Origin of the sequence: Mycobacterium heidelbergense, assembly GCF_010730745.1 — a bacterium.
GTDB lineage: Bacteria > Actinomycetota > Actinomycetes > Mycobacteriales > Mycobacteriaceae > Mycobacterium > Mycobacterium heidelbergense.
The window spans coordinates 705,416-718,871 of the sequence record NZ_AP022615.1 but is presented as its reverse complement, the minus strand read 5'-3'; the positions used below and the strand labels follow the sequence as shown (position 1 = coordinate 718,871).

Annotated in this window: 14 protein-coding genes and 1 other RNA gene; 13 read left to right on the top strand and 2 right to left on the bottom strand. The window is 65.6% G+C overall.

Annotation, left to right across the window (positions count from 1 at the left end; translation table 11 throughout):
- Window positions 1-166: 166 nt before the first annotated feature.
- Window positions 167-1,546 (bottom strand): FAD-dependent oxidoreductase, encoded by a 1,380-nt coding sequence (locus tag G6N25_RS03425; RefSeq protein WP_083073898.1) that lies wholly within the window; start codon window positions 1,544-1,546, stop codon window positions 167-169.
- A gap of 162 nt (window positions 1,547-1,708) precedes the next feature.
- On the opposite strand from G6N25_RS03425, the gene prfB reads away from it, so the two are divergent.
- The 9 genes from prfB to ssrA all read left to right on the top strand — a co-directional run bounded on the left by prfB (window position 1,709) and on the right by ssrA (window position 8,584).
- Window positions 1,709-2,839, top strand: a complete 1,131-nt coding sequence (gene prfB, locus G6N25_RS03420; RefSeq protein WP_083073899.1) for a peptide chain release factor 2 — start codon at window positions 1,709-1,711, stop codon at window positions 2,837-2,839.
- Window positions 2,829-3,800, top strand: a complete 972-nt coding sequence (locus G6N25_RS03415) for a mechanosensitive ion channel family protein (RefSeq protein ID WP_083073900.1) — start codon at window positions 2,829-2,831, stop codon at window positions 3,798-3,800. The genes prfB and G6N25_RS03415 overlap by 11 nt, the downstream gene beginning before the upstream one ends.
- Window positions 3,797-4,273 (top strand): hypothetical protein, encoded by a 477-nt coding sequence (locus tag G6N25_RS03410; protein ID WP_083073901.1) that lies wholly within the window; start codon window positions 3,797-3,799, stop codon window positions 4,271-4,273. Before G6N25_RS03415 ends, G6N25_RS03410 begins: the two co-directional genes overlap by 4 nt.
- A 44-nt stretch (window positions 4,274-4,317) precedes the next feature.
- A complete protein-coding gene (gene ftsE, locus G6N25_RS03405) occupies window positions 4,318-5,007 on the top strand; it encodes a cell division ATP-binding protein FtsE (RefSeq protein WP_083073917.1) in 690 nt (229 codons plus the stop codon).
- Window positions 5,008-5,901, top strand: a complete 894-nt coding sequence (gene ftsX, locus G6N25_RS03400; protein ID WP_083073902.1) for a permease-like cell division protein FtsX — start codon at window positions 5,008-5,010, stop codon at window positions 5,899-5,901.
- Window positions 5,902-5,903: 2 nt separating this feature from the next.
- Entirely contained in the window at window positions 5,904-6,413 is a 510-nt protein-coding gene (gene smpB, locus G6N25_RS03395; protein ID WP_083073903.1) for an SsrA-binding protein SmpB, read from the top strand.
- 92 nt (window positions 6,414-6,505) lie between these two features.
- Window positions 6,506-7,255, top strand: a complete 750-nt coding sequence (locus G6N25_RS03390; RefSeq protein WP_179961698.1) for an EamA family transporter — start codon at window positions 6,506-6,508, stop codon at window positions 7,253-7,255.
- A gap of 25 nt (window positions 7,256-7,280) precedes the next feature.
- Window positions 7,281-8,126: a maleylpyruvate isomerase family mycothiol-dependent enzyme gene (locus tag G6N25_RS03385; protein ID WP_083073905.1), complete on the top strand. Its 846-nt coding sequence runs from the start codon at window positions 7,281-7,283 to the stop codon at window positions 8,124-8,126.
- A 90-nt stretch (window positions 8,127-8,216) separates the two neighbouring features.
- Window positions 8,217-8,584: a transfer-messenger RNA gene (ssrA, locus tag G6N25_RS03380) on the top strand.
- 240 nt (window positions 8,585-8,824) lie between these two features.
- On the opposite strand, the gene G6N25_RS03375 is transcribed toward ssrA, so the two are convergent.
- Window positions 8,825-9,184, bottom strand: coding sequence for a helix-turn-helix domain-containing protein (locus G6N25_RS03375; RefSeq protein WP_083073906.1), 360 nt, complete (start codon window positions 9,182-9,184; stop codon window positions 8,825-8,827).
- A gap of 362 nt (window positions 9,185-9,546) precedes the next feature.
- Between G6N25_RS03375 and G6N25_RS03370 the strand changes: the two genes are divergently transcribed.
- From G6N25_RS03370 to G6N25_RS03355, 4 genes are all read left to right on the top strand, one after another.
- Entirely contained in the window at window positions 9,547-11,181 is a 1,635-nt protein-coding gene (locus G6N25_RS03370) for a PE family protein (RefSeq protein ID WP_163672346.1), read from the top strand.
- 55 nt (window positions 11,182-11,236) lie between these two features.
- Window positions 11,237-11,779, top strand: coding sequence for a PE family protein (locus tag G6N25_RS03365; protein ID WP_083077293.1), 543 nt, complete (start codon window positions 11,237-11,239; stop codon window positions 11,777-11,779).
- A 109-nt stretch (window positions 11,780-11,888) separates the two neighbouring features.
- Window positions 11,889-12,479: a DUF732 domain-containing protein gene (locus tag G6N25_RS24385; RefSeq protein WP_083077294.1), complete on the top strand. Its 591-nt coding sequence runs from the start codon at window positions 11,889-11,891 to the stop codon at window positions 12,477-12,479.
- Between the two features lie 113 nt (window positions 12,480-12,592).
- Window positions 12,593-13,018, top strand: a complete 426-nt coding sequence (locus tag G6N25_RS03355; protein ID WP_083077296.1) for a DUF732 domain-containing protein — start codon at window positions 12,593-12,595, stop codon at window positions 13,016-13,018.
- The last annotated feature ends 438 nt before the right edge of the window (window positions 13,019-13,456 follow it).

Sequence of the window (13,456 nt, the reverse complement as noted above, 5' to 3'; positions counted from 1 at the left end):
AGTCGCCGGCGGGGCATGCGCACGGGGCATCGGGGACGGCCTCCGGTGATGGAGATTCCTAGAGCCCCGAAATTACAAGGCCAACGGTGATGCGTAGCGCATTTGCGTGAATTCGGGTCGATCCGAGGCGTAATTGCGGATCGTCAACCGCATGGCGGCGGTCCGGTCAGCCGTGGCTGATGCGCAGCAGCTCGGCCAGGCTCGGCAGCTTGACGCGGGGACGCCCGTGTGGCTCGCCGGCCGCCCGCTCGTGGCGATCGATGACCCGCCAGTGCGCGGAGGTCACCAGCTTGGGCTGGCGCGAGGCCAGCCAGTCGGCCAGCCGCTCGGCGTGGTCTTCGGGGAAGCCGGCGAGTTCGTCTTGCTGTTGAGAGCCGGCCAGGTCGCCCAACAAGGTGTCGACGGTGTCCTGGGAGTCCTTCTTGTTGGTGCCGATCACGCCGGTCGGCCCGCGCTTGATCCACCCGACGACGTATTCGTTGCGGCTGCCCTCCACCCGGCCGCCGGCGTTCGGGATGGTCGCGCTCCTGTCGTCGAACGGCAGCCCCGGGGTGGGCACGCCGCGGTAACCGACCGACCGCACCACCAACTGGGCCGGCAGCTCCTCGCGCTCACCGGTGTCCTTGGCCGCGACCCGCCCGCTCTCGTCGGTGACCAGTTCGTTGCGGCCGAGCACGATCGACGTCACGCTGTCGTCGCCCTTGATCTCGATCGGAGAAGTCAAGAACCGGAACACGATTCGACGATGCCCGGGCCGCGGCGCGCGCACGGCGTAGTCGCGCAACACCTTGATGTTCTGCTTCGTCGTCTTGCCCACCGCGGCCGCGTCCTCGTCGGTGATGCCCTCCAGCTGCGCCGGATCGACGACCACGTCGACGCCCTCGAGATCCGCCAGCTCGCGCAGCTCGAGCGTGGTGAACGCCGTCTGCAGCGGCCCGCGCCGGCCGATGACCACGACTTCGTCGAGGCCACACGGCCGTAGCGACGCCAGGGCGTGGTCGGCGATGTCGGTGAGCGCCAGCGCGTCGGGCTCGGTCACCAGGATGCGCGCGACGTCCAGGGCCACGTTGCCGTTGCCGATGACGACCGCGCGACTGCCGGACAGGTCGGGAGTGCAGTGCTGGAAGTTCGGATGGGCGTTGTACCAGCCCACGAAGTCGACGGCGGAGATGCTGCCCGGCAGGTCCTCACCGGGAATGTTCAGCGCGCGGTCGGACTGCGCCCCGACGGCGTAGATGACGGCGTGGTAGCGCTCGGCGAGTTCGGCCGCCTCGACATGCTCACCCACCGCCACGTTGCCGAAGAAGCGGAAGCGCGGGTCTTCGGCGGTGTTTTCGAACTGCCTGCTGATCGACTTGATCTTCGGGTGGTCCGGCGCGACACCGGAGCGCACCAGACCCCACGGCGTCGGCAGCATCTCGATCATGTCGACGGCGACATCGATGTCCTGCGACGAGTCGGCCGCCTTCAGCAAGGATGCCGCGGCGAAGAACCCCGACGGCCCGGAGCCGACGATGGCTATGTGATACCGGTGGTGCGGGCGCATACTCGAGCCTTCTGTTGATGCCGGGCTGTGGCGCAGGGGGGCTGAAGGGGCTGAGCGTCGCGGCACGGACTGCACATAGTGGTCACCTGATGCTAGACAATGCGCCGCCGACTATGACCTGAGCATTCGGCCCTCGGCGCGGCGCCGGTAACGTGGGCGGCTGTGGAACCCGACCGTCAAGCCGATCGCCGAGCTGAGATAGCCGCCCTCGACTCCACCCTGACCACGGTGGAGCGGGTGCTCGACGTGGACGGTCTGCGCGGCCGCATCGAAAAGCTCGAGCACGAGGCGTCGGACCCCAAGCTGTGGGACGACCAGGCCCGCGCGCAGCGGGTGACGAGCGAGTTGTCCCACACCCAGGGCGAGCTGCGCCGCGTCGAGGACCTGCGGCAGCGCCTGAACGACCTGCCGGTGCTCTACGAACTGGCCGCTGACGAAGAAGACGGAGCTGAGGCGGCCAATACCCTGGCCGAGGCCGACGCCGAACTCAAGGCGCTGCGCGCCGACATCGAGGCCACCGAGGTGCGCACGCTGCTCTCGGGCGAGTACGACGAGCGCGAGGCCCTGGTCACCATCCGTTCCGGCGCCGGCGGGGTCGACGCCGCCGACTGGGCCGAGATGCTGCTGCGCATGTACGTCCGGTGGGCCGAGCAGCACAAGTATCCGGTCGAGGTGTTCGACACCTCCTATGCCGAAGAGGCGGGCATCAAGAGCGCCACCTTCGCCGTGCACGCCCCGTTCGCCTACGGCACCTTGTCCGTCGAGCAGGGCACCCACCGGCTGGTCCGGATCAGCCCCTTCGACAACCAGAGCCGGCGCCAGACGTCGTTCGCCGAGGTCGAGGTGCTCCCCGTGGTGGAGACCACCGATCACATCGACATCCCGGAGGGCGACGTGCGGGTCGACGTCTACCGGTCCAGCGGGCCGGGCGGCCAGTCGGTGAACACCACCGACTCCGCCGTTCGTTTAACCCACATCCCGACGGGTATCGTCGTGACTTGCCAGAACGAAAAATCACAACTGCAGAACAAGGTCTCGGCGATGCGCGTTCTTCAAGCAAAGTTGTTGGAGCGCAAGCGATCAGAAGAGCGCGCCGAGCTCGACGCACTGAAAGGCGAGGGCGGCAGCTCCTGGGGCAACCAGATGCGCTCCTACGTGCTGCACCCGTATCAGATGGTCAAGGACTTGCGAACCGAGTACGAGGTGGGCAATCCGGCGGCCGTTCTGGACGGGGACATCGACGGGTTCCTGGAAGCCGGGATCCGGTGGCGTAACCGGAAAGATGACGACTAACACCACCGTTCTTGCCTCGACCGCCTCGTTGAGGGCGCTGGGTTGGCACGACTTCTGGCGCGGCGACGTCGGGCAATGGATCATCACCCGCGGGCTGCGGGTCGTCATGCTGCTGATCGCGGCGGTGCTGGCGGTCCGCTTTGTCACCTGGGTGGCCCAGCAGGTGACCCGGCAACTCGACGAGGGCTTCGCCGAAAGCGACGCCCTGGTGCGCTCGGAGGCGACCAAGCACCGGCAGGCCGTGGCGTCGGTGATCCAGTGGGTGTCGATCGTGGTCATCGCGATCTGGGCCATCGTCCAGATCAGTGACGTCCTGCAGTTCTCCGTCGGCGGGCTGGTCGCGCCGGCCGCCGTGCTGGGGGCGGCGCTGGGTTTCGGGGCCCAGCAGCTGGTCAAGGACCTGTTGTCGGGGTTTTTCATCATCGTCGAGAAGCAGTACGGCTTCGGTGATCTCGTCGCGTTGACCGTGACGGGGGTCGCCGCCGAGGCGCGCGGCACCGTCGAGAACGTGACGCTGCGGGTGACCAGGCTGCGCTCGTCGGACGGGGAGGTGTTCATCATCCCCAACGGCCAGATCGTCAAAACGGTGAACCTCTCCAAGGACTGGGCGCGGGCGGTGGTGGACGTCCCCGTGTCGACCAGCGCCGACCTGAACCGGGTCAACGAGGTCTTGCACCAGGAGTGCGAGCGGGCGCAGGACAACCCGGTGCTGGGGGAGTTGCTGTTGGACGCGCCGACCGTGATGGGCGTCGAAAGCATCGCGGTGGACACCGTCACCCTGCGCCTGGTCGCCCGCACGCTGCCCGGCAAGCAGTTCGAGGCCGGCCGGCAGCTGCGCGTGCTGGTGCTACGGGCGCTCGCCCGCGCCGGCATCGTGACCGCCGCCGACGCGAAGGTGGGCATCGTTGACGACGCCGCCCTCCCGGCCGCCACGGAAGCCGATCCGGTGCAGCAACGGTGAAGTTCACGCTGAACATCCTCGAAAAGCGCGGCGACGACGGGGAGCGACGGTGGCCGAGCTACATCTTCGGCGGCCGGCTCCGCACCTCGACCTTCGTGTTGATCGTCGCGTTCCTGGCGTTGTGGTGGACCTATGACACCTACCGCCCGGAGCCGGCTCCCAAGCCACCCGCCCCTCAGGTGGTGCCGCCGGGTTTCGTGCCCGACCCCAACTACACCTGGGTGCCGCGCAGCCGCCTGCAGCAGCCGCCGGCCACGGTGACGATCACGCCGACGCCGACTACCACCATGCCGACCACCACGGTGCCGTCGCCCGCGCCGACCACCACCACGGCGCCCCCGCCATTCGTGCTGCCGACGCCGCCGTGCCTGCTGCCGCCGCCCTTCTGCCCGCCGAGCCCAAGCCCGGCAACACCGCCGCCACCGCCGCCGCAGCCGGGGCCGGCGCCGGCCGCACCCCCACCGGCGGGCTGAATTTCGCTTGCCAGCGAAATTCACCGCTACACTGGCGTGCCGTGATGATCACCCTCGACCGTGTCAGCAAGAAGTACAAAGCGTCGGCGCGTCCGGCGTTGGACGACATCAACGTCAAAATCGACAAGGGTGAATTCGTCTTCCTGATCGGCCCGTCGGGTTCGGGCAAGTCGACGTTCATGCGGCTGCTGTTGGGCGAGGACTCGCCGACAACCGGGGACATTCGGCTCTCGAAGTTCCACGTGAACAAACTGCCCGGCCGTCACATCCCCAAGCTGCGTCAGGTCATCGGCTGCGTGTTCCAGGATTTTCGGCTGCTGCAGCAAAAGACGGTGTTCGAAAACGTCGCCTTCGCGCTGGAAGTGATCGGCCGACGCGCCGACCAGATCAACCGGGTGGTCCCCGACGTGCTCGAGACGGTCGGCCTGTCCGGCAAAGCCAACCGGCTGCCCGACGAGCTGTCGGGTGGTGAACAGCAACGGGTCGCGATCGCCCGCGCGTTCGTCAACCGGCCTTTGGTGCTGCTGGCCGACGAGCCCACCGGCAACCTCGACCCGGACACCAGTAAGGACATCATGGATTTGTTGGAGCGGATCAACCGCACCGGCACAACGGTGCTGATGGCGACGCACGACCACCACATCGTCGACTCGATGCGGCAGCGGGTCGTCGAGCTGTCGCTGGGCAGGCTGGTGCGCGACGAGCAGCGCGGCATCTACGGGATGGATCGCTAAGTGCGCTTCGGCTTCCTGATCAACGAGGTCCTGACCGGCCTTCGTCGCAACGTCACCATGACGGCCGCGATGATCCTGACGACCGCGATTTCGATCGGTCTGTTCGGCGGCGGCCTGCTGGTGGTTCGGCTGGCGGACAACTCGCGGGCCATCTACCTCGACCGCGTCGAGACGCAGGTCTTCCTGACCGACGACGTCTCCGCCAACGACCCGGCCTGCAACGCCAATCCGTGCAAGGCGCTGCGGGAAAAGATCGAAGGGCGCGAAGACGTCAAATCGGTGCGGTTCCTCAACCGTCAGGACGCCTACGAGGACGCCATTCGAAAGTTCCCGCAGTACAAGGACGTCGCCGGAAAGGACTCCTTCCCCGCGTCGTTCATCGTCAAACTGAACAATCCCGAGCAGCACAAGGACTTTGACTCCGCGATGCAGGGCCAGCCCGGCGTGCTTTCGGTGCTCAACCAGAAGGATCTGATCGACCGGCTGTTCGCGGTTCTGGACGGCTTGAGCACCGTCGCGTTCGCCGTCGCCCTGGTGCAGGCCGTCGGGGCAATCCTGTTGATTGCCAACATGGTCCAGGTCGCGGCGTACACGCGGCGCACGGAGATCGGTATCATGCGCCTGGTCGGGGCCAGCCGCTGGTATACGCAGCTGCCCTTCCTGGTGGAGGCGATGGTCGCCGCGGCCGTCGGTGTGGCCATCGCGGTCGCCGGCCTAATCCTGGTTAGGGCAACGTTTTTGGACAACGCGCTGAACCAGTTCTACCAAGCCAACCTGATCGCGCGGGTCGACTATGCCGACGTCCTGTACATCTCTCCCTGGCTATTTCTGCTCGGCGTGTCGATGGCCGGGCTGACCGCCTACGCGACGTTGCGGCTCTACGTGCGGCGGTAGCTGTGGCCAACAACTCCGGTGCGGCCAAGGCGGCGGGCGGCAAGCGCGGCAGCAAACAGATCGTGGCCACCAATCGCAAAGCGCGGCACAACTATTCGATTATCGAACTTTTCGAGGCAGGGGTGGCTTTACAGGGCACCGAGGTGAAGAGCCTGCGGGAAGGGCATGCGTCGTTGGCCGACGCGTTCGCAACCGTTGACGACGGCGAAGTGTGGTTGCGTAACTTGCACATTCCGGAGTACGAGCACGGTAGCTGGACCAACCATGATCCTCGCCGCAATCGAAAGCTGTTGTTACATAGGCAACAAATCGACAGACTGGTCGGCAAGATACGAGATGGTAACCTCGCCCTCGTGCCGCTGTCTCTGTATTTCTCCGAGGGCAAGGTCAAGGTCGAGCTCGCGCTGGCCCGCGGCAAGCGAGCGTACGACAAACGCCAGGACATGGCTCGCCGCGACGCCCAGCGCGAACTGCACCGCGAACTGGGTCGCCGGGCCAAGGGCATGAACTGATCGGGGCCGCCTACGCCGAGCTGTCTGCCGTCACGTACGGCGTCAGCGATTTTGTGGGCGGTGTCGCCGCCCGGCGGGTGGCCGCGCTGCGGGTGATGCTCGTGGCCTACCCGCTCGAGACGCTGGTGCTCGGCGTGCTGGCCATCGCCGTGGGCGGGCCGATACAGTCCGGCGCGATCTTTTGGGGCTGCCTGTACGGCGTCGGCATGGCGTTCGGCATGTGGGCGTTCTTCGCCGCGCTGGGCGCCGGGCCGATCTCGGTGGTCTCACCGCTGGCGGCCGTGCTCAATGCCGCGGTGCCGGTGGCGGTCGGCGTGGCCCTCGGGGAGCGTCCGGGTCAGGCGGCCTCCGTGGGCGTCGTGCTGGCCCTGGCCGCGGTGCTGCTGGTCAGCCGCGAGGCCACCGTCGAGGGCGTCACGCCGTATCGGTTCACGCCGAAGGTGGCCTGGCTGACGGTCCTGGCGGGGTCGGCGATGGGGATGAACATGGTGTTCCTTCACCAGGCGCCGCACGCATGCAAGCTCTGGCCGCTGGTGTTCGCCCGGCTGGCCGCCACCACGGTGGTGATCGGTATGGCCGCGATGAGCAAAAACCTGCGGATGCCGAGCGGGAAGCCGCTGAAGCTGGCGCTGGCCGTCGCCCTGCTCGACATCTGCGCCAACGTGACGATGCTGCTGGCGCTGCACACGTGGCTGCTCTCGCTGGCCAGCATCTTGATCTCGCTGTATCCGGCCGCGACGGTCGTGCTGGCGATGGTGGTGCTGCGCGAGCGGGTGAGCCGCTGGCAGGGGGTCGGCATGGTGATGGCCATGGGTTCCGTGGCGATGATCGCGGCAAGTTAGGTCCGGATCGGCCTAGGATCCGACCATGACGGCTCGACCCCTCACGCAACTCGACAAGTCCGAGGTGCTGGCCGGCCTCTTCGCGGTGTGGGACGCCATCGACGCGCTGCTCGACGGGCTGCCCGAGACCGGTTGGCGGGCGGCGACGCCGCTGCCCGCGTGGGACGTGAAGGCCGTGGTTGCGCACATGATCGGGACCGAATCGTTCCTGGCCGGTGTCGCCGCGCCGGATCCCGATATCGACGTCTCGGCCCTCGACCACGTGCGCAACGACGTCGGCGTGATGAACGAGTGCTGGGTGCGCCATCTCAGCGGGGAGCCGGGAGCCGGGGTTCTGGAGCGTTTCCGCGCGGTGACCAGCGATCGTCGCGCCGCCCTGACGGGCCTGTCCGACGAGGAGTGGAACGCGGTGACGCCGACGCCGGTGGGCCCGGACAGTTACGGGCGCTTCATGCGGGTCCGGGTGTTCGACTGCTGGATGCACGAGCAAGACGTGCGCGAGGCGTTGTCGCGGCCGTCGTCCGACGGCGAGCTCGACGGGATCGCGTCGCGACTGGCCCTCGACGAGATCGCGGCCACCATCGGGTACGTGGTGGGCAAGCTCGCCAAGGCGCCCGACGGTGCACGCATCCTGTTTGAGCTGACCGGCCCGCTGGCCCGCAGCGTCCGCGTCGGCGTCGACGGCCGGGCTCGGCTGGTCGACGACTTCGGAGGGCTGGAGCCGACGGCGTCGATCCGGCTCGACGGGCTGCAGTTCACCAGGCTCTCCGGCGGGCGACCCATGAGCCCCGCCCGCTCCCAGGACGTCGAACTGGGTGGCGACAAAGAGCTGGCCAGTCAGGTCGTCGAGCACCTGAACTTTGTGATCTGACCGCGGCCTGGCAGGGGAAGGTAATTCGGTTGCCGCGTGTTGATGCAGGCGTACCATTGGTTGTCCTGCCGAAAATCGGCGGGGGTGCGAGGGGCTGAACGGCTTCGACTTCGCGCATCGAATCAAGGGAAGCGTGCCGGTGCAGGCAAGAGACCACCGTAAGCGTCGTTGCAAATGTATAAGCGCCGATTCACATCAGCGCGACTACGCTCTCGCTGCCTAAGCGACAGCTAGTCCGTCAGACCGGGAACGCCCTCGACCCGGAGCCTGGCGTCGCCTAGAGGGATCCACCGGTGAGTCCGGTCGCGGGACTCATCGGGACATACACAGCGACTGGGATCGTCATCCTGGCTGGTTCGCGTGACCGGGAGATCCGAGTAGAGGCCTAGCGAACTGCGCACGGAGAAGCCTTGAGGGAATGCCGTAGGACCCGGGTTCGATTCCCGGCAGCTCCACTGAGAAAGTACTGGTAGAAGCGGTAAATAACGGACAACCTGAGCCGAACTCGGCTGTCATTGCAGTTCCCCCTGTTCGTTTCCCGACCGGCAGAAACGCTACCACCGTCGAGTGGCTGTGCCGAGGTCGCGCGGACCGCGGTTGCAACCGTGCTACCGAGCCGTGCGGTTGCCCTGATGGCCGCGGCTGTCGGGATAGTCAACGTGGCGCTGTAGACAGCCCTCACGATGGGTTGCACCACCTCAGTCGGACTCACCCGGCGGTAAAGGCAATCCGCTGACAAGGTTTCCAGCATCGATATCGAGGCCGTCAGCGATTTTGACGATGGTCTCCAAGCGAAGGCTGCGTTGGCCGCGCTCTACTTTGCCGAGCTGTGTCCAGTGGATGCCGCAGCGGACAGCTGCAGCTTCCTGGCTGAGGCCCAGCGCTACGCGACGGTCACGGACCCGTTCTCCGAACTCCCGGGTGGTCTCGTTAAGGGCTGGCTTGGATCGGTCGTCTGACACGAGGGCAACCACATACGGCCCACGCGGAATCGGCCAGAGCGTGATGTACGCATGCTTATTGACCCCATGTCTAATCGGCCTATAAAGTTGCGGCATTGACTCAATCACCGCAGTCAGGACGGTCCGCTGGCGAGAGCCAACTGGACAACGTCGCAGCATCTTCCGAAGGGGATAAGGCATGCAGGCTATTGCGGTACTTATTGCGGCCGCAGCTGCGGTGTTTCTGCTGGGTACCGGCACGGCCAGGGCTGATTGCCAGACCCAGTGCTATGACAGCGGCAACACCGGAGAACACTGCGTGACCACCTGCAACTGATGGGAAGGACCAAATAGGGAGTCAGCACGACGGGGCCCAAGCTACGTGCTGGCACGAATGACTGGACCAACTCCATCGTGACCGTGATCTTCGGTAAGGACCGACAGTCTCGCCGGTTTCTGCCTGTTAGGAGGAGTGTGGCGTGTCGCTTTTAATCGCTGTGCCGGAGGTGCTGCGGGCTGCGGCAACGGATGTGGCCGGTATTGGTTCGGCTATCAGCGCGGCCCATGCGGCAGCGGCGGCTCCGACTATGGCGGTGATCGCTGCTGCTGGGGATGAGGTGTCGACGGCGATCGCATCGCTGTTTTCCAGCCACGCCCAGCAGTACCAGGCGCTTAGCGCTCAGGCGGCGGTGTTTCACGAGCAGTTTGTGCAGGCGTTGAGTGGTGCCAGCGGCTCGTATGCGTTGGCTGAGGCGGCTAATGCGTCGCCGTTGCAGACGCTGGAGCAAGACGTGCTGGGTGTGATCAATACGCCGACCGAGCTGCTGTTGGGGCGCCCGCTGATCGGTAATGGTACTAACGGGACGGCGACAAATCCGAACGGCGGGGCCGGTGGTTTGTTGTACGGGAACGGGGGCACTGGGTTCAGCTATAGCAGCACCACCGGCACCACCACCGTGGCTGGCGGTAACGGTGGTGGTGCCGGGTTGTTCGGCAACGGCGGGTCCGGGGGGAGCGGCTTTTTGGGTGGGGCCGGTGGAACTGGCGGCCACGGCGGTTGGTTATGGGGCAACGGCGGATCCGGAGGAAACGGCGGAGACGGCACTATCGGCTATGGCGGCTCCACGGGAAATGGCGGTGGGGGTGGTAACGCCGGACTGATAGGCGCGGGTGGATCGGGTGGAAACGGCGGCAACGCTGCTTACCTTGACGAGCCCGGCGAAGGCGGCCAGGGCGGGACTGGTGGTCATGGTGGCTGGCTGTATGGCAATGGCGGGGGCGGTGGGTACGGCGGGGGCACCGGGATAGTAGGCGCCGCCGGTGGCGGTGGCAATGGCGGTAGCGCTGGGCTGATCGGCTCGGGTGGCACCGGAGGCGATGGTGGAAGCGTCGTGTCGTCGCAGGATGGCCTGTTTGGCGGATCGGGCGGGGCTGGAGGTCACGGCGGTTGGCTTTACGGCGATGGCGGTCACGGCGGGGATGCGGGTAGCGGAGGCGCCGGTTATGACGGTCCCTCCGGGAATGGCGGTGCAGGCGGTGACGCTGGCTTGTTCGGTAGCGGCGGTGACGGCGGCAATGGAACGGACAGCGTTGGCGTCGCGGGTGCCGCCGGCGGCAATGGTGGCACTGGTGGAACCGGGGGGCTGATCTACGGTGCTGGCGGCGATGGTGGGAGCGGTGGGGGCGGAGGTGCTGGCACCGCCCAGGTCCTAGGCGGTGGGGCTGCCGGTGACGGCGGTGCGGGCGGCAATGCCGGCCTGTTCGGCAATGGTGGGGGCGGTGGTGCCGGCGGCAATGGTGGGTCCGGTGGTCTTGACGGGGTCCCCGGCGACGGCGGGTCCGGTGGGGCCGGCGGCTACGGCGGCTCGGTGTATGGCAACGGGGGTAACGGTGGAGCCGGTGGCGACGGTGGGAACGGCACTGTCGGTGTCGTAGGCGGTGGGGCCGGGGGAACTGGCGGTGGCGGCGGTGACGCCAAATTGATGGGCAATGGTGGCGATGGTGGCGGCGGTGGGTCCGGTGGCGACCCATTAGGGGCCGATGCGGCGGGTGGGCTCGCCGGCAACGGTGGGTCGCTGTACGGCAGCCCAGGCGTGCCTGGCTCGCAAGGCTGACACAGATGCTTTTGCTGTCTAAATGCGTTGATGAGGATCAGCTGGGAGGGCAAACATGTCGGCTGTGATCGCGGCGCCGGAGCTGATAGCTGAGGCAGCAACGGATTTGGCGGCTATCGGTTCGACGGTGAGCGTGGCGCACATGGTGGCGGTGGGCCCAACTGCCGCGGTGCTACCCGCGGCCGCCGACGAAGTGTCGGCGAGTATCGCACACGTGTTCTCCCTGCACGCTCAGGACTATCAGGCGCTGGCGGGGCAGGCGGTGGTGTTTCATGAGCAGTTTGTGCAGCACTTGACGGCAAGTGCGGGCTCGTATGCGAGCGCCGAAGTAGCCAACGCCGCGTCGTTCGGCCCCCTGGCGGCCATTGGAAGCGCGGCTGCCAGCACGATCGGGGCGGTCCAGGGACCGGTGCTCAACGTGTTTAACACCGTCGCGGACCAGTCGATCAATGTATTGACGAACCTGGGGAACACCGTCGGTAATACGCTTGTCATTATATTGTTGAGTCCCATTGCAGTATTATTGAGTCCCATTTTAGTATATTTTCTTGTCCTTTACTTATACGAGGTTTATACCGGCGCCATAACACCCTTCTAGGTAACGTATCGAACCTGTTTCCCGTCCCGACGGGGAACCTTAATTAACTTAATTTACCGCCGCCGATTAACTGATCAGGAATACAGAAGTGAACCGTGTGAGACACTTAATGGCTTCGGCCATGACCGTGCCCCTGGCGTTGCTATCGACAGGAGTTGCCCATGCCGACGGTAACGACGACGACTTCGCCCAGAAGGCGAACAACGTCGGCATCATTGCGGCTCCCGCCGATCTCATTAGCAATGCTCACAGGGCGGCCCCAGTCGACTGTTCCGGTCCCGGCTACTCCGGGAACCCATTTGACTGCCAAGATAAGCCCGGACAAGGCTTCATCTGTGGAGGACAGGGGCTCACGTGTGGACCCACAGTCGACTCCTCACAACTTCCCTCTCGGATGGGGCCCAACGGCGGTCAAGACTGGGGCCACGGACTGCCCTGTAGTACAGATCCCAGGTTCTCTGGATGCCCCGGCGCCAGCCCCGACCAGAACTTCCTAGCCGCCGTGACGCCAAGAATCGGCTCACCAAGCGGCCCGCAGGTACTGATTCAGATGGGCCACGCGATCTGTTCGGGCCTCGCTAAAGGAAGCACCTATAACCAGGAAGCCGAAAAAGTCTTGACGGCGTCGCCGCAGCTGACCCCCGATAACGCCATCTTCTTGGTGGAAACTTCACGCCAATTCTATTGCCCGACGCTGTAGTACCTACAAGCACCCACGAAGAAAAGGAGTGCCTACCGGACCAACAACCCCGTTGCGAGGCGTTTCATGACCGGCACTGGCCAGCGGTGTCGGGATCTGCTCCAGGAGGATCAATGGGCAAAAGTCAGCACCCAGTGCTCGCCAGGGTGAGATTCTCGGGCGGGAGCTTGCTTGTCGCCCTCATCCTCACCACATGGCCGATTCTGGCACCGGCGGCGACGGCCGATACCGGCGACGACGCCTACCTCAATGCCTTGGCCGCTCACAACATCCACTCCATCGGAGGCCCCAGCGACCTGATCTATGCCGGCCACCAAGTCTGCGGATTCCTTAGCCCTAATACCAGCCCGGCCATGGTGGCTGACTACGTAATTCGAGGATCACTATACGGGGGCCGGTTCTACACCACGTTTGGCAACGCCCACAATCCGATCACCAGCAGCCAAGCGGGCATCCTGGTTAACGACGCTATCGGCACCTACTGCCCCAACAGCCCGGGCGCTACCTACTGGCACGCTCCGAGTTTCCCTGTGAGTTGAGCTTCTTCCTAATAAGACCAAAGACGACCAAGCACCTCAAGAAAGGATCACGCCCAACATCCGTCGGTGGCTACGGGCTGTAACCCATATGGACCTACATATGACCCGAACTACTGCGCCGCCCGACAAGGAAGGAAACAGCGATGAGAAAACAACTCTGCACCGTCTTACTGCTTATGCTGCTCGCCGCTGCCGCCATCATCGTCGGGGCGGGTGCCGCCCACGCGTGGCCCCCAGGTACCTGTCTCCAGGGCTGGCACTGGCAACCACCGCAAAATCCTTATTCCGGCGTTGGAGGCTGCTACCCCGACCCCCCGCCACCACGACAGTTCCCCCCATGCAACAGCGTCGACCCCCGATTCTGCCCAGGATGGTGGAACTGAACACGGATCCCATTTCTTGCCCACCCACGCTACTGATGCCATTGACGAGGTTCCC

Coding starts and splice junctions, on each gene's coding strand:
- G6N25_RS03415 (WP_083073900.1), top strand. CDS start 2,829: ATGACGACTAACACCACCGTTCTTGCCTCGACCGCCTCGTTGAGGGCG.
- G6N25_RS24385 (WP_083077294.1), top strand. CDS start 11,889: ATGGCTTCGGCCATGACCGTGCCCCTGGCGTTGCTATCGACAGGAGTT.
- G6N25_RS03425 (WP_083073898.1), bottom strand. CDS start 1,546: ATGCGCCCGCACCACCGGTATCACATAGCCATCGTCGGCTCCGGGCCG.
- G6N25_RS03365 (WP_083077293.1), top strand. CDS start 11,237: ATGTCGGCTGTGATCGCGGCGCCGGAGCTGATAGCTGAGGCAGCAACG.
- G6N25_RS03385 (WP_083073905.1), top strand. CDS start 7,281: ATGACGGCTCGACCCCTCACGCAACTCGACAAGTCCGAGGTGCTGGCC.
- G6N25_RS03355 (WP_083077296.1), top strand. CDS start 12,593: ATGGGCAAAAGTCAGCACCCAGTGCTCGCCAGGGTGAGATTCTCGGGC.
- G6N25_RS03375 (WP_083073906.1), bottom strand. CDS start 9,184: ATGCCGCAACTTTATAGGCCGATTAGACATGGGGTCAATAAGCATGCG.
- ftsE (WP_083073917.1), top strand. CDS start 4,318: ATGATCACCCTCGACCGTGTCAGCAAGAAGTACAAAGCGTCGGCGCGT.